This window comes from Streptomyces sp. NPDC047974 (assembly GCF_040653375.1).
Taxonomy (GTDB): domain Bacteria; phylum Actinomycetota; class Actinomycetes; order Streptomycetales; family Streptomycetaceae; genus Streptomyces.
The window spans coordinates 233,218-253,346 of the sequence record NZ_JBEZNU010000008.1 but is presented as its reverse complement, the minus strand read 5'-3'; the positions used below and the strand labels follow the sequence as shown (position 1 = coordinate 253,346).

The following is a 20,129-nucleotide window of genomic DNA, read 5'->3' as shown; positions in this document are numbered from 1 at the left end:
ATGTACGGGGTCTTGCGGGGTGAGACGGGATCCGGGACGACCGCGTCACTTCCGGCGCTTGTAGAACGGCAGCGCCACGACCTTGTACGGCTCGTGGGTGCCGCGGATGTCCACCCCTACACCCTCGGTGCCGGGGGCCGCGTGCGCCGCGTCGACGTACGCCATCGCGATCGGCTCGCCGAGCGTGGGGGAGGGGGCGCCCGAGGTGATCTCGCCGACGACCTCGCCGCCGAAGACCACCTGCATGCCGGCGCGCGGGACGCGGCGGCCCTCGGCGACCAGGCCGACGAGCTTGCGCGGCGGGGCGGTCTCGGCGCGCTCGGCGGCGGCCTCCAGCGCCTTGCGGCCCACGAAGTCGCCCGGCTTCTCGAACTTCACGACCCGGCCCAGACCGGCGTCGAAGGGGGTGAGCGAGGTGGTCAGCTCGTGCCCGTACAGCGGCATGCCCGCCTCCAGGCGCAGCGTGTCGCGGCAGGACAGGCCGCACGGGATGAGGCCGACGCCCGCGCCCGCCTCGGTCAGCGCCTTCCACACGCCCTCGGCGTGCTCCGGCTTCAGGAAGAGCTCGAAGCCGTCCTCGCCGGTGTAGCCGGTGCGGGCGATCAGCGCCGGGACGCCGGCGACGGTGCCGGGGAGGCCCGCGTAGTACTTCAGGCCGTCCAGGTCGGCGTCGGTGAGCTGCTTGAGGATGCCGGGGGACTCGGGGCCCTGCACGGCGATCAGGGCGTACGCGTCGCGGTCGTCGCGGACCTCGGCGTCGAAGCCGCCGGCGCGGGCGACCAGGGCGTCCAGGACGATCTGGGCGTTGGAGGCGTTGGCGACGACCATGTACTCGGTCTCGCCGAGGCGGTAGACGATCAGGTCGTCGAGGATGCCGCCGTCCTCCCGGCAGATCATCGTGTAGCGCGCGCGGCCGTTGCCCACCGTGGAGATGTTGCCGACCAGGGCGTAGTCGAGCAGGTCGACGGCCTGCGGGCCGGTGACGGTGATCTCGCCCATGTGGGAGAGGTCGAAGAGGCCGGCCCGGGTGCGGACGGCGTTGTGCTCGTCGCGCTCGCTGGCGTACCGCAGCGGCATGTCCCAGCCGGCGAAGTCGGTCATGGTCGCGCCCAGCGAACGATGCAGGGCATCGAGGGCGGTCAGACGGGGGGTGGTGCTCATGGTGGACGTGGCTCCCGGTTCCCGAAGGCGGAAAACATGACAGGCAAGGACGTTCCTCCCCATCTGTCATGGAACCTGAGAGGTTCACCGGGGGCATCCCCGGCTTGCACCTTGGGTGGGGACACGACGCATGTCCCGCTTTTCAGATCTGCCTCATCCACGCGGTACGGGGCCTGAGAGATTCAAGGGAGGGTCTTGCTCCTTCGGCGCCCGGGCGGCCCAGGGGCCGGTCCGGAACTCTCCCGCGCGGATTCGAGCGGCCGGTATGCGGTTGTAGGGCGCTGCGCGCGCCTGGCGCGCACATCCTCGCATACCGTGTCGGCGCCGCAAATCGCTTGTCTCGGATTACCGTTTCTTTACACTTCGTGGGCAAGGGTCTCCGTAGGTCTCCCGACACGTCCCCCGGGGGCCCGACAGGGGGAGCAGCGATGAGGATCCAGCACACCGGCGTCTTCGCGAGTGACGCCGCCATACCGGCCCAGCGGGCCCGCGCCAGGACCCGGCGGCGCGGGCGCGTGGTGCGGGACCTGCGTGACCGGGGCGGCCGCGGCCCGCGCGTCCTCACCTTCGCCGCCGGTGACGTCGTGGTCGTCTCCGGGCTCCCCGGCAGCGGCAAGTCCACCCTGCTGCGCCGGGCCGCCGCCGGCCTCGGCATCGACTCCCAGGACGCCCGCGAGCGCTGGGAGGCCCGGATGCCCGCCTTCCTGCCGTACGCGCTCTACCGCCCGCTGGTCCGGATCGCGCACTACGCCGGGCTCCACCGGGCCCTGCGCTCCGGCGCCGGGGTCGTCGTCCACGACTGCGGCACCCAGTCCTGGGTCCGCGGCTGGCTCGCCCGCTCGGCCGCCCGCCGCGGCCGCGCCCTCCACCTGGTCCTCCTCGACGTCGACCCGGCCACCGCCAGGGACGGCCAGCGGGAGCGGGGCCGGGGGGTGTCCGCGTACGCCTTCGCCCGGCACCGCAGGGCGGTGGGCCGGCTCGTCGCCGCCGTCGAGGCGGGCCGCCCGCCGCGCGGCTGCGCCTCCGCCACCCTCCTCGACCGGGACGCGGCGGCCGCGCTGCGCCGGATCGGCTTCCGCGCCCCGGTGTGAGGCCCGCGCGCCGGGTTCTGGTCACAGCCGGGGCGGGGCGGCGTTAGGGTGCTGCGGGACGGCCGGGACCAGGGCCGTACGAGAAGGGGACGGAACCACCGTGGACGTGACGTGGCCGGGCAACGAGCTGGAGGAGGCGCTCGCCGCCGCGCTCGGCGAGCCCGCGGCCGGAGGCCGGCTCATCGAGGTGCTCGGCCGCAGCCAGGTGTGGGTCCCGCTGCCCAACGGCGGCGGTCCGGACAGCCCCGACCTGGACCTCGCCACGATGGAGATCGGCGGCGGCGCCTTCGTCCCCGTCTTCAGCTCCCAGGAGCAGTTCCTCGCCTGCGTCGGCGACCACATGTCCTTCACCGTCGCGCCCGCCCGTGACTTCGCCCGCGGCCTGCCCCCGCAGCTCGGGATCGCGGTGAACCCCGGCGGCACCGTCGGCGTCCCGCTGCCCCCGCCCGCCGTCGCCGAGCTCTGCAGGGTCGGCCGCACCGCCCTCGACGGGCCCGCGTCCGGCGGCCGGGTCCGGCTCTTCGAGCCCGACTGGCAGGACGACCCGGTCGACTTCCTCGCCGCGGCCTCCGCCGAGTTCGAGGCCACCGGAGTCGTCGCCTCGGCCCGCCGCACCCTCGCCAGCGTCGAGGGCACCGAACCGGCCCTCTTCATCGGCGTCCAGCTCCTGGGCTGGGACGGCGTCGACCGCAACGCCCCGCTGGACGCGCTGGGCCGCGCCCTCGGCCGCGTCGAGGTCGCCTGGCCGGTGAACCTGATCCTCCTCGACATGGCGGCCGACCCCGTCGGAGACTGGATGCTGGAGCGGGTGCGCCCCTTCTACCAGCGCGCGGGCCACTGATCCACCGATCCACCGAACACGAGCCGTACGAGACAGACAGAGGGGCGGGACCCAGGGTGAGCGCGTCAGGCAGCGCCGCGGCCGGAGAGGTCGAGCAGATGCTGCGCCAGGTGGCGCCCGGACGCTACGACGCGTACGAGGGCCTGCTGCACGCCCTGGCCGACGGCGAGTTGTACATGCTGCTCTGGCAGGGCTCCCCGGGCTCGCCCGACGCCCAGTACGGCAACATGGAGGTCGACGGGCACGGTTACGCGCCCTGCGTCACCTCGCCCGGCGAGCTCGCCGCCTCCGGCTGGCACCGCGCCCACGAGCGCGTCACCGGCCGCGAGATCGCCCGCTCGCTCTACCCCGAGCGCTGGGGCGTCTGGCTCAACCCGCACGCCCCCGGCGGCGGCGTCGGCATCCCCTGGGCGGACCTCCGCCGGATCGCCACCGGCCTCGACCGGATGCCCGCCGGGCCGCTGCGGGTCTCCGAACCCGCCCTGGAGATCCCGCAGTTCTACGCCCAGCTCACCCAGAACGCGCACCGGACCCCGGCCGTCCGCTCGCTGCGGCGCGGCTGGGTGCAGCCCGCGCTCGGGACTCCGTACCTGGTCATCGGCCTGGACCTGTACGACGGTTCGGCCGCGGCCGTCGACGAGGTGCGGGCGATGATGCGCCAGTCGATCGGATCCGTGCCCGAGGGGCTGCCCGTCTCGACGGTCGCGCTCTCCGACGCGTACGACCCGGTGGCGCTCTGGCTGAAGGCGCACGCCCGGCCCTTCTACGACCGCGACGCACACGGAGCCCCGTCTCAGCATGCGGGATCTCATCGTCCGGGATACGGCTACCCGCCCGCGCAGCACCGCTGACGCCTTCTGCTCGACTCCTGCCCCGTTCTGGCCGAAATTCCTTGCCAGGGCGGGGTTTTGCGTCCACTTTGAGACCACTCGGACCGGCGATGTCCGGCATCGGACCGTTTTGGTGAGTGTCCGGGTCTCAGGTTGGTATCACCGCTATGCGGACTGTTCTCTGCCGCGTCACTCGCCAGTAGCGTTCGGCCGGTCAAGACCACAACAGGGCGAGCCAGGGGTGGACCCATGCGCATACTCAATTCCCGGTCGACCCGGGCTCTGACGGCGGCCATCGCGGTCGGCCTCATCGCCACGGGCTGTGCGAGCGAGCGGAAGGAGGGGGACAAGGGCGGGGCCAAGGACACCTTCGTGTTCGGCGCTCCGGGCGACCCGGCCTCCCTCGACCCGGCCCTCGCGAGCGACGGCGAGACCTTCCGGGTCACCCGCCAGGCCTTCGAGGCTCTCCTGGAGCACGAGCCCGGCGGCAGCAAGCTCGTCGGCGGGCTCGCCGAGAAGTGGTCGAGCAACCCCGAGGGCACCGTCTGGACCTTCAACCTCCGCAAGGGCGTGAAGTTCCACGACGGCGAGGCCTTCGACGCGAAGGCGGTCTGCGCCAACTACGACTACTGGTTCAACTGGAAGGGCACCTACCAGTCGAGCGCGGTCTCGTACTATTGGCAGACCATCATGGGCGGCTTCAAGGCCAACGAGGACAAGGAGACGCCCAAGGCGAACTACAAGTCCTGCACGGTCAAGGACGACGCCACCGCCGTCATCGAGGTCTTCGAGCCCTCCGCCAACCTGCCCGGCGGCTTCTCCCTGAACGCCCTCGCGATCCACTCGCCGAAGGCCCTCCAGGAGTACGGGAAGCAGCAGATCAGCGAGGCCGGGGACGCCATCACGTACCCCAAGTACAGCCAGGAGGCCGGCGCGGTCGCCGGAACCGGCCCGTACAAGATCACGAAGTGGAACAAGGGCAACAAGGAAGTCAGCCTGGAGCGCTTCGACGACTACTGGGGCGAGAAGGCCAAGGTGAAGAACCTGGTCTTCCGCACGATCGACACCGAGGAGGGCCGCCGCCAGGCGCTCCAGGCCGGTGACATCGACGGCTACGACCTGGTCGCGCCCGCCGACATCAAGACCCTCGAGGGCGAGGGCTTCAAGGTCCCGACCCGTGACGTCTTCAACCTGCTCTACCTCGGTATGACGCAGGGCGCCAACCCGGCGCTGAAGAAGCCCGAGGTCCGCCAGGCCATCGCGCACGCCGTCGACCGCGAGAACATCGTCAAGACCCAGCTGCCCGAGGGCGGCAAGGTCGCGACGCAGTTCATGCCGCACACCATCGCCGGCTACTCGGACAAGGTGAAGCAGTACCCGTTCGACACGGCCAAGGCCAAGTCGCTCCTCGCCGGCGCCGGCGCGGGCAACCTGTCGATCGACTTCTGCTACCCGACCGAGGTCACCCGCCCGTACATGCCCGCTCCGCAGGACATCTTCGAGCTGATCAAGGCCGACCTGGAGAAGGCCGGCATCAAGGTCAACCCGAAGCCGAAGAAGTGGAACCCGGACTACGTCGACGCGGTGGAGAGCGGCGACTGCGCCCTCCACATCTTCGGCTGGACCGGTGACTTCAACGACGGCTACAACTTCATCGGCACCTGGTTCGCCGGCCCCGGCAAGCAGTGGGGCTTCGACGACAAGAAGGTCTTCGACGCGGTGAAGGCCGGTTCGCTCCAGGGCGACCCGACCAAGCGCACGGACCTCTACAAGGCCGCCAACGAGACGATCATGGAGTACCTCCCGGGCGTCCCGCTGACCTCCTCCCCGCCGGCCATCGCGTTCGGCAAGAACGTGGTCCCGCCGAAGGTCTCCCCGCTGACGCAGGAGAACTTCGCCGAGGTCTCCTTCAAGTAACACACCCGTAAGCGGTCCGCCCGGTCACGCGCTCCTGCCGTGGCCGGGCGTCCGCGCATCCACCCTCCACACGCAAGAAAGGGGCACGCGGGGTGTTGCGACTCGTCGTACGACGACTTCTCCAGCTCATACCCACCCTGCTCGGCCTGTCGGTTCTGCTCTTCATCTGGCTGAACCGGCTGCCCGGCGGACCCGCCTCAGCGATCCTGGGCGAGCGGGCGACCGAGGCCGATGTGGCGCGCATCAACCGCGCGCTGGGACTCGACCAGCCGATCTACGTGCAGTACGGACGCTTCCTCAAGCGCCTCCTCGACCTCGACCTCGGCACCTCGGTGCAGACCGGACAGCCCGTGTGGGACGAGTTCGTGCTGCGCTTCCCCGCCACCGTCGAACTCAGCCTCGCGGCCATGCTCATCGCCACCGCCGTGGGCATCCCGCTCGGCTACCTCGCCGCCCGCAAGCGCGGCGGCTGGCTCGACGTGGCCTCCGTCTCCGGCTCCCTCGTCGGCATCTGCATCCCGGTCTTCTTCCTGGCCCAGCTGCTCAAGGGCGCCTTCGGCGACATCTTCGGCACCTTCGGCCGCCAGTCCACCGGCATCGACGCCACCAGCGTCACCGGCTTCGCCGTCCTCGACGGCGTGCTCACCGGCGAGCTCGACGCCGCCTGGGACGCCCTGATGCACCTGGTGCTGCCCGGCATCGCCCTGGCCACCATCCCGCTCGCGGTCATCGTCCGCATGACCCGCGCCAGCGTCCTGGAGGTCCTCGGCGAGGACTACATCCGCACCGCCGAGTCCAAGGGCCTGGAGCGCCGGGTCGTCCGCGGCCGGCACGTCCTGCGCAACGCGATGCTCCCCGTCGTCACCGCCGTCGGCCTGCTCACCGGAAGCCTGCTCTCCGGCGCGGTGCTCACCGAGTCCGTCTTCACCTTCGGCGGCATCGGCTCCTTCATCCGGACCGCCATCGACGCCCGTGACTACCCGGTGCTGGTCGGCTTCATCCTGTTCATCGCCATGATCTACGTGGTGATCAACATGCTCGTCGACCTCGCCTACAGCGTCATCGACCCGAGGGTGCGGGTGCACTGATGAGTCTCACCACCACTGCTTCCAAGATCGACCGGCTCGCCCAGCTCACGGCGAAGACCGAGACCGCCAGCGGCGCCAGCCTCTGGCGCGAGGCCATGCGCCGCATGCGCGGCAGCAAGATGGCGATCATCGGCGCCGTGATCATCGCCGGCTTCGTCCTGCTCGCGATCATCGGCCCCTGGGTCGCCCCGTACGGCCCCGCCGACCAGACCTGGCGCGGCGAGGTCTTCTCCAACCGGGGCCAGTTCGTCGGCGCCCGCGCCGAGAACTGGTTCGGCCTCGACCACCTCGGCCGCGACCTCTTCTCCCGGATGCTCGTGGGCGCCCGCCAGACCCTGCTCGTCGGCGTCGTCTCCATGCTCATCGGCCTGCTGATCGGCGCCTTCGTCGGCATCGTGTCCGGCGCGGCGGCCACCCTCGGCGGGAAGGCCGGACGGCGGATCGACGACGCCATCATGCGCGTCACCGACATCCTCCTCGCGCTGCCCTCGCTGCTCCTCGCCGTCTCCGTCGCCGCCGTGATGGGCCAGTCGCTCACCACCGTGATGATCGCCGTCGGCGTCGTGCAGATCCCGGTCTTCGCCCGGCTGCTCCGCGGCTCGATGCTCGCCCAGGGCGGCAGCGACTACGTGCTCGCCGCCCGCTCGCTCGGCATCCGCAAGCGGCGGATCGTCTTCACCCAGATCCTGCCGAACTCGCTCAGCCCGGTGATCGTCCAGGCGACGCTCAGCCTCGCCACCGCCATCATCGAGGCCGCCGCCCTCTCCTACCTCGGACTCGGCAACCCCGACCCCGCGGTGCCGGAGTGGGGCGTCATGCTCTCCGCGGCCCAGCGCTTCTTCGACAACGAGCCGATGATGTCGATGTACCCGGCGGTCGGCATCGTCATCACCGCCCTCGGCTTCACCCTGCTCGGCGAGGCCATGCGCGAAGCCCTCGACCCGAAGCTGCGAGGCTGACATGGCACTGCTCACCGTGGACGAACTGACCGTCACCTTCGGCGGCCGCGGCCGCAAGGACGTCCGGGCGGTCAACGGCGTCTCGTTCAGCGTCGACCAGGGCCAGGTCGTCGGCCTCGTCGGCGAGTCCGGCTGCGGCAAGTCCGTGACCTCGCTCGCCCTCATGGGCCTGCTGCCGTCCAAGGGCGTCACCCTCGGCGGCCGCGCCGACCTCGACGGCACCGACCTGCTGAAGCTCGCCCCCTCGAAACTGCGCGACCTGCGCGGCCGCGAGATGGCGATGATCTTCCAGGACCCGCTGTCCTCGCTGAACCCGGTCGTCCCCATCGGCGTCCAGGTCACCGAGATCCTCCAGCGCCACCGCGGCCTGAAGGGCGAGGCCGCCCGCAAGGAGGCCGCCCACCTGCTCGACCGGGTCGGCATCCCCGACCCGGACCGGCGCCTCAAGGAGTACCCGCACCAGCTCTCCGGCGGCATGCGGCAGCGCGCGCTCATCGCCATGGCGGTCGCCTGCGCCCCCCGCCTGCTCATCGCCGACGAGCCGACCACGGCGCTCGACGTCACCATCCAGGCCCAGATCCTCGAACTCCTCAAGGAACTGGTCGACCAGGAGGGCACCGCGCTGCTGATGATCACCCACGACCTGGGTGTCGTCGCCGGCCTCTGCGACCAGGTGAACGTCCTCTACGCCGGCAAGGTCGTCGAGTCGGCCGCCCGGCGCGAGCTGTTCGCCCACCCGACGCACCCGTACACCCACGGCCTGCTCGGCTCCATCCCGCGGCTCGACGCCCCGCGCGGCGAACCGCTCCACCCGATCCGCGGGTCCATCAACGACCAGATCGCCTGGGCCGACGGCTGCGCCTTCGCCCCGCGCTGCGACCGGTACGAGATGGAGTGCCTCACCGGCACGCCCGAACTGACCGAACCGCGCGCGGCCGGACACCGCGCCCGCTGCGCGAACCCGGTCCTCGCCACGACGGAGGTACCGGCATGAGCCTGCTCGAACTCGACGGCGTGAAGGTCCACTTCCCCGTCAAGAAGGGCATCCTCTTCGACCGCACCGTCGGCCACGTCTACGCCGTGGACGGCATCTCCCTCAAGGTCGAGGCGGGCCAGACGTACGGCCTCGTCGGCGAGTCCGGCTGCGGCAAGACCACCCTCGGGCGGGCCGTGCTGCGGCTCGTGGACGTCACCGACGGCTCCGTCGTCCTCGACGGCACCGACGTGGCCAAGCTGCCGGAGAAGGAGCTGCGCTCCTTCCGCCGCCGGCTCCAGATGGTCTTCCAGGACCCGCTGGGCAGCCTCAACCCGCGCCAGAACATCGAGTCGATCCTCAGCGAGGGCATGGCCGCGCACGGCATCGGCGCGAACCAGGAGGAGCGGCGGGAGAAGATCCGGGAGATCCTCGCCAAGGTGGGCCTGCCCGCCAACAGCCTCTCCCGCTACCCGCACGAGTTCTCCGGCGGCCAGCGCCAGCGCATCGGCATCGCCCGCGCGCTGGTCCTGGAGCCCGACCTCATCATCTGCGACGAGCCGGTCTCCGCCCTCGACGTCTCCATCCAGGCGCAGGTCATCAACCTGCTCGAAGAGCTCCAGGAGTCGCTGGGCCTGACCTACCTGGTCATCGCCCACGACCTCGCCGTCGTCCGGCACATCTCGGACGTCATCGGCGTGATGTACCTCGGCTCCCTGGTCGAGGAGGCGCCGAGCGACTCGCTGTACGAGGAGCCGCTGCACCCGTACACGCGGGCGCTCATGTCGGCCGTGCCCGTCCCCGACCCGGAGGTCGAGGAGCGGCGCGAGCGGATCCTCCTCACCGGCGACCTGCCCTCCCCGGCGAACCCGCCGGCCGGCTGCCGCTTCCACACCCGCTGCCCGTGGGCCCAGCCGAAGTGCTCCCAGGAGCGCCCCGAGCTCACCGACGCGGGCGACGGCCACAAGGTGGCCTGCCACTTCACGCAGGAGATCCGGTCGGGCGAGCTCCCCATGGCGGGCGGGACCGCCACGGCCGCGATCCCGGCCCAGTCCTCGAAGGAGCCCGAGCCGGCTTCGGAGGAGCCAGAGGCGGCTTCGGAGGAGTCCGAGCAGGTCTCGAAGGAGCCCGCGCAGGCCTCGGAGGAGTCCGCGGCGGCTTCGGAGGAGTCCGAGCAGGTCTCGAAGGAGCCCGCGCAGGCTTCCGAGGAGCCCGAAGCGGCTTCCGGGCAGAAGTAGCCCGGCCCGGAGGGGCCCGGTCGCCGTGGTGCGGCCGGGCCCTTTCCGTGCACACGGCACAATTGCCCGGTGCTCCACGATCTGTTCAGCCCGTCGGTCCAACACACGCTCGACCTCATCGGCATCTTCGTCTTCGCCATCTCCGGCGCCCTCCTCGGCGTCCGGAAGAACTTCGACGTCTTCGGCATGGCCGTGCTCGCCGAGGTCACCGCGCTCGGCGGCGGCCTCCTGCGCGACCTCATCATCGGAGCCGTACCCCCGGCCGCCTTCACCGACCTCGGCTACTTCCTCATGCCGCTGGTCGCCACCGCGCTCGTCTTCTTCCTCCATCCCGAGGTGGAGCGCACCCAGACCGCCGTGAACGTCTTCGACGCGGCCGGCCTCGGCCTCTTCTGCGTGACCGGGACGACGAAGGCGTACGACTACGGGCTCGGCCTCACCTCCTCCGCGGCGCTCGGCCTCGCCACGGCCGTCGGCGGCGGCGTGCTGCGCGACGTCCTCGCCAACGAGGTGCCGTCCCTGCTCCGCTGGGACCGCGACCTCTACGCCGTGCCCGCGATCGTCGGCGCGGCCATGGTCGTCCTCTGCATCCGCTTCGAGGTCCTGAACGCCTACACCAGCGGTGCCGCCGTGCTCACCGCCTTCCTCCTGCGGCTGCTCGCGATGCGCTACCACTGGCGCGCGCCGCGCGCCTGGAACCGCCGCTCGTCCGCCCGCGAGGAACCCGAAAAAGCTACCGCTCAGTAGTTTCCTGCTGTACCGTCGGCCGCATGAGCACGAGCACCGAGACGAGCCCCGCCGCCGAGACCGCGGCGCCCAGCGAGTTCGACCGGGACACCGCCGTCGCCCTGCGCGAGCCCGGTGTCTACGACGCCGAGCTCTCGGCCGGCTGGACGATCATCCAGGCCGTCAACGGCGGCTACCTCCTCGCCCTGCTCGGCCGCGCCCTCGGCGACCACCTGCCGCACCCCGACCCGTTCACCGTCTCGGCGCACTACCTCACGCCGTCGGTGCCGGGCCCCGCGGTCATCCGCACCGAGACCGTCCGCACCGGCCGGACCCTCTCGACCGGCACCGCCTCCCTCTACCAGTACGCCGAGGACGGCACCGAGGTCGAGCGGATCCGCGTCCTCGCCTCCTACGGCGACCTCGACGCCCTCACCGACGAGGTCCGCACCAGCGCGGTCCCGCCCGCCCTCGCCCCGATCGACCGGTGCTTCAGCGCCTCCGACGGCCCGGCCCCGCCGATCCCCGGCTCCTCCGCCATCACCGACCGGCTCGACCTGCGCCTCGACCCCTCCTGCGTCGGCTGGGCCGTCGGCGCCCCCTCCGGCAAGGGCGAGATGCGCGCCTGGTTCGGCCTCGCCGACGGCCGCGAGCCCGACGCGCTCTCCCTGCTCCTCGCCGTCGACGCCCTGCCGCCGACCTCCTTCGAGCTGGGCCTCAAGGGCTGGACGCCCACCGTGGAGCTCACCACCCACGTCCGCTGCCGCCCCGCCCCCGGCCCGCTGCGGGTCTCCATCACCACCCGCAACCTCGCCGGCGGCTTCCTGGAGGAGGACGCCGAGGTCTGGGACAGCGCCGACCGCCTCGTCGCCCAGTCCCGCCAGCTGGCCCGCGCCCCGCGCGGCTGAGCCCGTACGGCGCCCCACGAGCCCGGTGCGGCGGGGAGCCCCGCACCCGGGCTCGTAGAATCGACCCACCATGGCTTACCTCGACCACGCCGCGACCACGCCCATGCTCCCCGAGGCGATCGAGGCGATGACCGCCCAGCTCGCCGTCACGGGCAACGCCTCCTCCCTGCACGCCGCCGGGCGGCGCGCCCGGCGGACCGTCGAGGAGGGCCGCGAGACGCTCGCCGCCGCGCTCGGCGCCCGCCCCAGCGAGGTGGTGTTCACCTCCGGCGGCACCGAGGCCGACAACCTCGCCGTGAAGGGCCTCTACTGGTCCCGCCGCGCCGCCGATCCGCGCCGCACCCGCGTCCTCGCCAGCCCCGTCGAGCACCACGCCGTCCTCGACGCCGTCGACTGGCTCGCCGGCCACGAGGGCGCCGACGTCGAGTACCTGCCGGTCGACGCCCACGGCAGGGTCCACCCCGAGGCGCTGCGCGAGGCGATCGCCCGCGACCCGGAGTCCGTCGCCCTCGCCACCGTGATGTGGGCCAACAACGAGATCGGCACCGTCATGCCGGTCCGCGCCCTCGCCGACACCGCCGCCGAGTTCGGCGTCCCGCTGCACGCCGACGCCGTCCAGGCCGTCGGTCAGCTCCCGGTCGACTTCGCCGCCTCCGGGCTCGCCGCCATGACCGTCTCCGGCCACAAGATCGGCGGCCCCTACGGCATCGGCGCCCTGCTCCTCGGCCGCGAGCACACCCCCGTCCCCGTGCTGCACGGCGGCGGCCAGGAGCGGCACGTCCGCTCCGGCACCCTCGACGTCCCCGCCGTCGCCGCCTTCGCCACCGCCGCCCGCCTCGCCACCGAGGGGCAGGAGGCCTTCGCCCGCGAGATCGGCGCCCTGCGCGACGCGCTCGTCAGCGCCGTCCGTACGGCCGTCCCCGACGCGGTCCTCGGCGGCGACCCGGCCGACCGGCTCCCCGCCAACGCCCACTTCACCTTCCCCGGCTGCGAGGGCGACTCCCTGCTCCTGCTCCTCGACGCCGCCGGCATCGCCTGCTCCACCGGCTCCGCCTGCACCGCCGGCATCGCCCAGCCCAGCCACGTCCTGCTCGCCACCGGCACCGACCCCGACCTGGCCCGCGGCACCCTCCGCTTCTCCCTCGGCCACACCTCCACCGAGGAGGACGTGAAGGCCGTCGCCGACGCCATCGGCCCCGCCGTGGAACGCGCCAGGACCGCCGGCCTCAGCTAGCCCGGTCAGGCCCCGGTCAGGCCCCGGTCAGGCCCCGGTCAGGCCCCGGCCGGGGGCTCCGTCGCGGGGGGCTTCGTGAGCTCCCGCCGCACCAGCTCCAGATACCGGTCCCAGTCCCAGTGCGGGCCGGGATCGGTGTGGTCGGTGCCCTCGACCTCGACGTGCCCGATGATGTGCTCCCGGTCCGCCGGGATCGCGTACCGCCGGCAGATGTCCGCCGTCAGCCGCGCCGAGCCCGCGTACATCTCCGGCGTGAAGTCCCGCGGCCGGTCCACGAAGCCCTCGTGCTCGATGCCGATGCTCCGCTCGTTCATGTCCCGGTTCCCGGCGTGGAAGGCCACGTCGAGCTCCCGGATCATCTGCGCCACGTGCCCGTCCTTGCGGACCACGTAGTGCGTGGCCGCCCCGTGCAGCGGATTGCGGAAGACCTTCAGCGCCGTCGCGTACGAGCCCTGCACCACGTGGATCACCACCCGGTCGATCACGTAGTCGTCCGGCCGGTCCGCCCGCCGCCAGTTCGCCTGGTGCGCGGCCGTCCACTCCGCCGGCTTGTGGTCGAGCGCCCCGTCCGTGCGCGGCCTCTCCATCCCCGGCAGCCGCCACCAGGCCCGCGCCAGCTCCTCGCGCGCCAGGACCGCCGTGCCCGCCACCGCGACGCCGCCGCCGAGCAGCACGGTGCGGCGCCGGACCCCCCGCCTCTTTCCGGCCTTCTTCGCGCCGTTCTCGCTCCCCATGCCTATCGGAACGCTCCATCCCGGCCGGACGGTTCCCGCCGCCCCGTACCCTGGTAGGGCTATGACTGAGACTCCGCGCCCCCTTCGCGTCCTCGCCGCCATGTCCGGCGGGGTGGACTCCGCCGTCGCCGCCGCCCGAGCCGTCGAGGCCGGCCACGACGTCACCGGCGTGCACCTCGCGCTCTCCGCGAACCCGCAGTCCTTCCGTACCGGAGCCCGCGGCTGCTGCACCATCGAGGACTCGCGCGACGCGCGCCGGGCCGCCGACGTCATCGGCATCCCCTTCTACGTGTGGGACCTCGCCGAGCGCTTCCGCGAGGACGTCGTGGCGGACTTCGTCGCCGAGTACGAGGCGGGCCGCACGCCCAATCCGTGCCTGCGCTGCAACGAGAAGATCAAGTTCGCCGCGCTCCTCGACAAGGCGCTCGCGCTCGGCTTCGACGCCGTCTGCACCGGCCACTACGCCACCGTCGTCCTGAACGAGGACGGCACCCGCGAACTGCACCGCGCCTCCGACATGGCCAAGGACCAGTCGTACGTGCTCGGTGTCCTCGACGAGAAGCAGCTCGCGCACGCCCTGTTCCCGCTCGGCGACACCCTCACCACCAAGGACGAGATCCGGGCCGAGGCCGAGCGGCGCGGCCTCGCGGTGGCCAAGAAGCCCGACAGCCACGACATCTGCTTCATCGCCGACGGCGACACCCAGGGCTTCCTCGCCTCCCACCTGGGCACGGCGGAGGGCGACATCGTCGACGAGTCCGGCGCGAAGCTCGGCACCCACGAGGGCGCGTACGGCTTCACCATCGGCCAGCGCAAGGGTCTGCGCATCGGCCACCCGGCCGCCGACGGCAAGCCCCGCTACGTCCTCGACATCTCGCCGGTGAACAACACGGTCACCGTCGGCCCCGCCGAGGCCCTCGACGTCACCGCCCTCACCGCGATCAAGCCCCGCTGGTGCGGCACCGCCCCCGACGGCCCCGGCCGCTACACCGCCCAGCTCCGCGCCCACGGCGGCGAGACCGAGGTGAGCGCGGCCCTGGAGGACGGCGAGCTGAAGGTGACCTTCGACGAGCCCGTCCGGGGCGTCGCCCCGGGCCAGGCCGTCGTCCTCTACGCCGGCACGCGCGTCGTGGGCTCGGCGACGATCGCGACGACGGTACGCCGCACGGCCGCCGCCCCCGCGTAGCGGCGGGGACGGCCCGGCTCAGGCGACGTAGGCCGACTGCGCGACGTCCGCCACGAAGTCCATGAGGACCGGCGCCAGCACATGGGGCGCCACCTCGTGGGTCTGCCCCGTCAGCGTGCGGTGCCGGGCGCGCGGCAGCAGCGCCGACAGCTCCCGGGCCGCCCGCCGGACCGGCGCGGGGCTCGCGCCCCCGTCGACCACCAGCACGCGCGCGTGCACCTCCGGGACGGGCCGCCGCCCGTCGTACGGCGGCTCGAACACCGACACGGCCGTCACGGGCACCCCCGCCGCCGCGGCCGCGAGGGCCAGCACCCCGCCCGTCCCCGTGCCGTGCACCACCGCCCCGGGACCTGCCGCCGCGAGCACCGCCGCCAGGTCCTCGAACTCCCGCTCCAGCGCGTAGCCGTCCCCGCCGGGCCCCCGGCGGTCGTACACGTACACCGGGTGGCTCCGGGCCAGCAGCCGGGCGAGCGGCAGCCCGTCCGCCCCCGTCCCCGGCTCCCCGCTCACCAGCACCACCGCGGGCCGGTCCACGGCCCCCGCCCCGTACCGCGCGTACGCGATCGGCGTCCCGTCCCGTGACACGACCCTCTTCACCTCGTCCATGGCAGGGCAGACCGGCGGACTCGCCGGAACTCATCGCCGCCGCCGGGGAATTCCCGAAGAATCGTGGAACCCGCAGGTCAGGACCGTGAAGAAACCACGGCGGTGGAGAACGGAGGGGTGTCCTACCGTGTCGGCATGAACATCTGCGTCTTCCTCTCCGCCGCCGACCTCGACGAGCGCTACACCGGACCCGCCCGCGACTTCGCCCGCCTCCTCGGCAAGGGCGGCCACACCCTCGTCTGGGGCGGCTCCGACACCGGACTGATGAAGGTCGTGGCGGACGGCGTCCAGGAGGCCGGCGGCCGCCTCGTCGGCGTCTCCGTCGGCTTCCTCGCCGCCAAGGCCCGGCCCGGAGCCGACGAGATGACCATCACCGAGGACCTCGCCGAGCGGAAGGCGCTCCTCCTCGCCAAGTCCGACGCGATCGTCGTCATGGCCGGCGGCACCGGCACCCTCGACGAGGCCACCGAGATCCTGGAACTGAAGAAGCACGGCAAGCACGCCAAGCCCGTCGTCTTCCTCAACACCGCCGGCTTCTACGACGGCCTCAGGATCCAGTTCCGGCGCATGGAGGAAGAGGGCTTCCTCCCGCGCCCCCTCGCCGACCTCGCCTTCTTCGCCGAGGACGGCCCGACGGCACTGGCGCACCTGGAGGGCGAGATCGCCGCCCGCTGATGGGACCATGGCCCCATGGCTACTCATGTGATCACCGGGGCCGGTTCCGGCATCGGCGCGGCCGTCGCGCGGCGGCTGCACGCGCGCGGGGACGAGCTCGTGCTGCACGTGCGCGACGCGGGGCGGGCGAAGGAGCTGGCGGCGGAGTTCCCCGGCGCCCGGACGCTCGTCGGGGACCTGGCGGACCCGGACCGGCTCTCCTGGGCGTTCTCGCACCAGAGCCTGCCCGACCGGGTCGACTCGCTGCTGCACATCGCCGGCGTCGTCGACCTCGGCGGGGTCGGGGAGCTGACGCCCAAGGCCTGGCACCACCAGCTGAACGTCAACCTGGTCGCCCCCGCCGAGCTGACCCGGCACTTCCTGCCGCAGCTCCGCCTCTCCCAGGGGCACGTCCTCTTCGTGAACTCCGGCGCCGGGCTGAACGCGCACGCCGAGTGGAGCGCGTACGCCGCCTCCAAGCACGGCCTGAAGGCGCTCGCCGACTCGCTGCGCCACGAGGAGCACGGCAACGGCGTCCGCGTCACCTCGGTCTACCCCGGCCGCACCGCCGGCCCCATGCAGGCCAAGGTGCACCAGCAGGAGGGCAAGGAGTACGACCCCGCGCGGTGGATCGACCCCGAGTCCGTGGCGACCACCATCGTGATGGCCCTCGACCTCCCGCGCGACGCCGAGGTCAACGACCTGACGGTCCGTCCGGGACGGTAGCCGCGCCATGAACGACATCGCACAGTGGGGCCCCGCCACCGGCGTCGGGTCCCTGCCCGGTGGCGACGCCCGCGAGGCCGCCAAGACCGTCACCGGCACCTTCGAGGACTTCCCCTTCCTCGCCGAACTGCCCGCCCGGGGCCCCGGCGCCGACATGATCGGCCGCACCCTCGGCATGCTCGTCGACCTGTACGCGCACGTGGAGCCCAGCGGCTGGCGGATCAGCGACCGGCCCGGCCGCGACACCCGCCGCGCCCGCTCCTGGCTCGGCGAGGACCTCGACGCCCTGGAGGAGTTCACCCAGGGGTACGAGGGCCCGCTCAAGGTCCAGGCCGTCGGCCCGTGGACGCTCGCCGCCGCCCTGGAACTGCGCGGCGGAGAGGCCGCCCTGGGCGACGCCGGTGCCTGCCGCGACCTCGCCGCCTCCCTCGCCGAGGGCCTGCGCGAGCACCTCGCCGACGTCGCCAAGCGCGTCCCCGGGGCCAGGATCGTGCTCCAGCTCGACGAGCCCTCGCTGACCGCCGTCCTCCTCGGCCGGGTCCGTACGGCCTCCGGCTACCGCACCCACCGGGCCGTCGACCGGCAGGTCGTCGAATCCGCCCTGCGGGACGTGATCGCCGCCCACGACGGGCCCGTCACCGTCCACTCCTGCGCCCCCGGCGTGCCCTTCGGGCTGCTGCGGCGGGCCGGGGCCGCCGGCGTCTCGTTCGACTTCGGCCTGCTCACCGAACGTGACGAGGAGCCGATCGGCGAGGCCGTCGAGGCCGGCACGAAGCTCTTCGCCGGTGTGGTGCCGTCCACCGACACGGCATTGTCCGACCCGGGAGGTAGCGTCATGGGTGTCAGGACGCTGTGGCGCAGGCTGGGGCTGAATCCGGGGACTCTCGCCGAGTCCGTGGTCGTCACCCCCACGTGCGGGCTCGCGGGCGCCTCGCCCGCGTACGCCCGGGCGGCGCTCGCCCACTGCGCCCGGGCGGCGAGATCGCTCGCGGACAACCCAGAGTGACCGGGTTCTGAAGGCACGGGAGGACGGACGAAGGTGGCAGTCGAACAGGGGGCCCTGCCCGGCGGAGAGGCGGTCGTGCCCGCGGAGGCACGCGAGAAGCACGCCGAGCTCGCCGAGCAGGTCGAGGAGCACCGCTTCCGGTACTACGTGAAGGACCAGCCGGTCGTCAGCGACGCGGAGTTCGACAGGCTCCTGCGCGCCCTGGAGGCGCTGGAGGAGGAGCACCCGGAGCTGCGCACGCCCGACTCGCCGACCCAGAAGGTGGCGGGGCAGTACGAGACCGACTTCGCCTCGGTCGAGCACCGCGAGCGCATGCTCTCGCTGGACAACGCCTTCGACGACGAGGAGCTGGCGACCTGGGCGGAGCGCGTCGCCCGGGACGTCGGCACCCCCGACTTCCACTTCCTGTGCGAGCTCAAGGTCGACGGCCTCGCCGTCAACCTCACCTACGAGCACGGCCGGCTCACCCGCGCCGCCACCCGCGGCGACGGCCGCGCCGGCGAGGACATCACGCCCAACGTGCGGACGATCGCCGACATCCCCGAGCGCCTCCACGGCGACCGGATCCCGGACCTCGTCGAGATCCGGGGCGAGGTCTACTTCCCCATGGAGGCCTTCGAGGCGCTCAACGCCCGCCTGGTGGAGGCCGGCGACAAGCCCTTCGCCAACCCGCGCAACGCGGCGGCCGGCTCGCTGCGCCAGAAGGACCCCAAGGTCACCGCCACCCGCCCGCTCCACATGGTCGTGCACGGCATCGGCGCCCGCGAGGGCTTCGAGATCTCCCGGCTCTCGGAGGCGTACGGGCTGCTGCGCGAGTGGGGCCTGCCCACCTCCACGCACAACAAGGTCGTCGCCGGTCTCCCCGAGGTGCGCGCGTTCATCGCGTACTACGGGGAGAACCGCCACTCCGTCGCCCACGAGATCGACGGCGTCGTCGTCAAGCTCGACGAGATCCCCCTCCAGGGCCGGCTCGGCTCCACCGCGCGCGCCCCGCGCTGGGCCATCGCCTGGAAGTACGCCCCGGAGGAGGTCAACACCCGGCTCGTCGACATCAAGGTCGGCGTCGGCCGCACCGGCCGCGTCACCCCCTACGCCCAGGTCGAGCCGGTCACCGTGGCCGGGTCCGAGGTCGAGTTCGCCACCCTCCACAACCAGGAGGTGGTGAAGGCCAAGGGCGTCCTCATCGGCGACACCGTGGTGCTCCGCAAGGCCGGGGACGTCATCCCGGAGATCCTCGGCCCGGTCGTCGACCTGCGGGACGGCACCGAGCGGGAGTTCGTGATGCCGGCCGACTGCCCCGAGTGCGGCACCGCGCTGAAGCCGATGAAGGAGGGCGACATCGACCTCCGCTGTCCGAACGCCCGGACCTGCCCGGCCCAGCTGCGCGAGCGGGTCGAGTTCCTCGCCGGCCGCCAGTGCCTGGACATCGAGAACTTCGGCGCGGTGGCCGCCGCCGCCCTCACCCGGCCCCTGGAGCCCGCCGAGCCGCCGCTGACCGACGAGGGCGACCTCTTCGACCTCACCATCGAGCAGCTGCTGCCGGTCAAGGCGTACGTCCTCGACGCCGACTCGGGGCTGCCCAAGCGGGATCCGAAGACCGGCGAGGAGAAGATCGTCACCGTCTTCGCCAACCAGAAGGGCGAGCCGAAGAAGAACGCCCTCGCGATGCTGGCGCACATCGAGGCCGCCAAGACCCGCCCGCTCGCCCGCTTCATCAACGGCCTCTCCATCCGCCACGTCGGCCCCGTCGCCGCCGAGGCGCTCGCCCGCGAGTTCCGCTCCCTGGAGCGGATCGAGCAGGCCACCGAGGAGGAGCTGGCCGCGGTCGACGGGGTCGGCGGCATCATCGCCGCCGCCGTGAAGCAGTGGTTCGCCGAGGAGTGGCACCGCGAGATCGTGCGGAAGTGGCGCGCCGCCGGCGTCACCCTGGAGGACGAGGGCGCCGGGGAGGACGAGGGGCCGCGTCCGCTGGAGGGTCTGACGGTCGTCGTGACCGGCACCCTGGAGCAGTTCACCCGGGATGGCGCAAAAGAATCGCTCCAGAGCCGCGGAGCCAAGGTCACCGGTTCCGTTTCCAAGAAGACGAGCTTCGTCGTGGTGGGGGAGAACCCGGGCTCCAAGTACGACAAGGCGATGCAGCTGAAGGTTCCGGTTCTGGACGAGGCAGGCTTCAAGATCCTGCTCGAACAGGGTCCCGAGGCCGCTCGCGAGGTCGCACAGCCGGTCGAGGAGTAACCCTCACCGGCCCCTT

General features: G+C 72.6%; 19 protein-coding genes and 1 riboswitch. Of the genes, 16 read left to right on the top strand and 3 right to left on the bottom strand.

Going from position 1 to position 20,129, the window contains the following annotated elements; translation table 11 throughout:
* Positions 1 to 45: 45 nt before the first annotated feature.
* Complete coding sequence (gcvT, locus tag AB0E19_RS14760) at positions 46 to 1,161, bottom strand: glycine cleavage system aminomethyltransferase GcvT (protein ID WP_362178649.1); 1,116 nt, start codon at positions 1,159 to 1,161, stop codon at positions 46 to 48.
* 152 nt (positions 1,162 to 1,313) lie between these two features.
* Positions 1,314 to 1,416, bottom strand: a riboswitch (glycine riboswitch).
* Between the two features lie 173 nt (positions 1,417 to 1,589).
* Here gcvT and AB0E19_RS14755 point away from each other — a divergent pair.
* The 11 genes from AB0E19_RS14755 to AB0E19_RS14705 all read left to right on the top strand — a co-directional run bounded on the left by AB0E19_RS14755 (position 1,590) and on the right by AB0E19_RS14705 (position 12,966).
* Positions 1,590 to 2,252, top strand: a complete 663-nt coding sequence (locus AB0E19_RS14755) for an AAA family ATPase (RefSeq protein WP_362178646.1) — start codon at positions 1,590 to 1,592, stop codon at positions 2,250 to 2,252.
* A gap of 100 nt (positions 2,253 to 2,352) precedes the next feature.
* Positions 2,353 to 3,093 carry an enhanced serine sensitivity protein SseB gene (locus AB0E19_RS14750; RefSeq protein ID WP_362178644.1) on the top strand — a complete coding sequence of 247 codons (741 nt, stop codon included), beginning with the start codon at positions 2,353 to 2,355 and terminating at the stop codon, positions 3,091 to 3,093.
* Between the two features lie 56 nt (positions 3,094 to 3,149).
* Positions 3,150 to 3,944 carry an enhanced serine sensitivity protein SseB C-terminal domain-containing protein gene (locus AB0E19_RS14745; RefSeq protein ID WP_362178642.1) on the top strand — a complete coding sequence of 265 codons (795 nt, stop codon included), beginning with the start codon at positions 3,150 to 3,152 and terminating at the stop codon, positions 3,942 to 3,944.
* A 228-nt stretch (positions 3,945 to 4,172) separates the two neighbouring features.
* Entirely contained in the window at positions 4,173 to 5,840 is a 1,668-nt protein-coding gene (locus tag AB0E19_RS14740) for an ABC transporter substrate-binding protein (RefSeq protein WP_362178639.1), read from the top strand.
* A gap of 92 nt (positions 5,841 to 5,932) precedes the next feature.
* Positions 5,933 to 6,928, top strand: a complete 996-nt coding sequence (locus AB0E19_RS14735) for an ABC transporter permease (RefSeq protein WP_362178636.1) — start codon at positions 5,933 to 5,935, stop codon at positions 6,926 to 6,928.
* On the top strand, positions 6,928 to 7,887 hold the full coding sequence (locus AB0E19_RS14730) for an ABC transporter permease (RefSeq protein ID WP_362178633.1): 960 nt from the start codon (positions 6,928 to 6,930) through the stop codon (positions 7,885 to 7,887). Before AB0E19_RS14735 ends, AB0E19_RS14730 begins: the two co-directional genes overlap by 1 nt.
* 1 nt (position 7,888) lies before the next feature.
* Positions 7,889 to 8,881: an ABC transporter ATP-binding protein gene (locus tag AB0E19_RS14725; RefSeq protein ID WP_362178630.1), complete on the top strand. Its 993-nt coding sequence runs from the start codon at positions 7,889 to 7,891 to the stop codon at positions 8,879 to 8,881.
* Positions 8,878 to 10,098: an oligopeptide/dipeptide ABC transporter ATP-binding protein gene (locus AB0E19_RS14720; protein ID WP_362178627.1), complete on the top strand. Its 1,221-nt coding sequence runs from the start codon at positions 8,878 to 8,880 to the stop codon at positions 10,096 to 10,098. The genes AB0E19_RS14725 and AB0E19_RS14720 overlap by 4 nt, the downstream gene beginning before the upstream one ends.
* A 69-nt stretch (positions 10,099 to 10,167) precedes the next feature.
* Complete coding sequence (locus AB0E19_RS14715) at positions 10,168 to 10,845, top strand: trimeric intracellular cation channel family protein (protein ID WP_360601931.1); 678 nt, start codon at positions 10,168 to 10,170, stop codon at positions 10,843 to 10,845.
* Between the two features lie 23 nt (positions 10,846 to 10,868).
* Positions 10,869 to 11,732: a thioesterase family protein gene (locus AB0E19_RS14710; protein ID WP_362178623.1), complete on the top strand. Its 864-nt coding sequence runs from the start codon at positions 10,869 to 10,871 to the stop codon at positions 11,730 to 11,732.
* A gap of 70 nt (positions 11,733 to 11,802) precedes the next feature.
* Positions 11,803 to 12,966, top strand: coding sequence for a cysteine desulfurase family protein (locus tag AB0E19_RS14705; protein WP_362178620.1), 1,164 nt, complete (start codon positions 11,803 to 11,805; stop codon positions 12,964 to 12,966).
* A gap of 38 nt (positions 12,967 to 13,004) precedes the next feature.
* Here AB0E19_RS14705 and AB0E19_RS14700 read toward each other — a convergent pair whose 3' ends face one another.
* A complete protein-coding gene (locus AB0E19_RS14700) occupies positions 13,005 to 13,700 on the bottom strand; it encodes an N-acetylmuramoyl-L-alanine amidase (protein ID WP_362178617.1) in 696 nt (231 codons plus the stop codon).
* Between the two features lie 61 nt (positions 13,701 to 13,761).
* Here AB0E19_RS14700 and mnmA point away from each other — a divergent pair, with 61 nt between their 5' ends.
* Complete coding sequence (mnmA, locus tag AB0E19_RS14695; RefSeq protein ID WP_362178614.1) at positions 13,762 to 14,886, top strand: tRNA 2-thiouridine(34) synthase MnmA; 1,125 nt, start codon at positions 13,762 to 13,764, stop codon at positions 14,884 to 14,886.
* Positions 14,887 to 14,904: 18 nt separating this feature from the next.
* Here the strand turns inward: mnmA and AB0E19_RS14690 are convergent, their stop codons facing one another.
* Complete coding sequence (locus tag AB0E19_RS14690) at positions 14,905 to 15,492, bottom strand: alpha/beta fold hydrolase (RefSeq protein WP_362178611.1); 588 nt, start codon at positions 15,490 to 15,492, stop codon at positions 14,905 to 14,907.
* 135 nt (positions 15,493 to 15,627) lie between these two features.
* Here AB0E19_RS14690 and AB0E19_RS14685 point away from each other — a divergent pair, with 135 nt between their 5' ends.
* From AB0E19_RS14685 to ligA, 4 genes are read left to right on the top strand one after another with little or no spacing between them, the layout of a single operon-like run.
* Complete coding sequence (locus AB0E19_RS14685; protein WP_362178608.1) at positions 15,628 to 16,167, top strand: TIGR00730 family Rossman fold protein; 540 nt, start codon at positions 15,628 to 15,630, stop codon at positions 16,165 to 16,167.
* A gap of 15 nt (positions 16,168 to 16,182) precedes the next feature.
* Positions 16,183 to 16,872 carry an SDR family oxidoreductase gene (locus AB0E19_RS14680; protein WP_362178604.1) on the top strand — a complete coding sequence of 230 codons (690 nt, stop codon included), beginning with the start codon at positions 16,183 to 16,185 and terminating at the stop codon, positions 16,870 to 16,872.
* 7 nt (positions 16,873 to 16,879) lie between these two features.
* Positions 16,880 to 17,878 (top strand): methionine synthase, encoded by a 999-nt coding sequence (locus AB0E19_RS14675; protein ID WP_362178601.1) that lies wholly within the window; start codon positions 16,880 to 16,882, stop codon positions 17,876 to 17,878.
* Between the two features lie 33 nt (positions 17,879 to 17,911).
* The gene (ligA, locus tag AB0E19_RS14670) at positions 17,912 to 20,113 is read left to right on the top strand and encodes an NAD-dependent DNA ligase LigA (protein ID WP_362178598.1); all 2,202 of its coding nucleotides are present in this window, start codon (positions 17,912 to 17,914) and stop codon (positions 20,111 to 20,113) included.
* Positions 20,114 to 20,129: the final 16 nt, after the last annotated feature.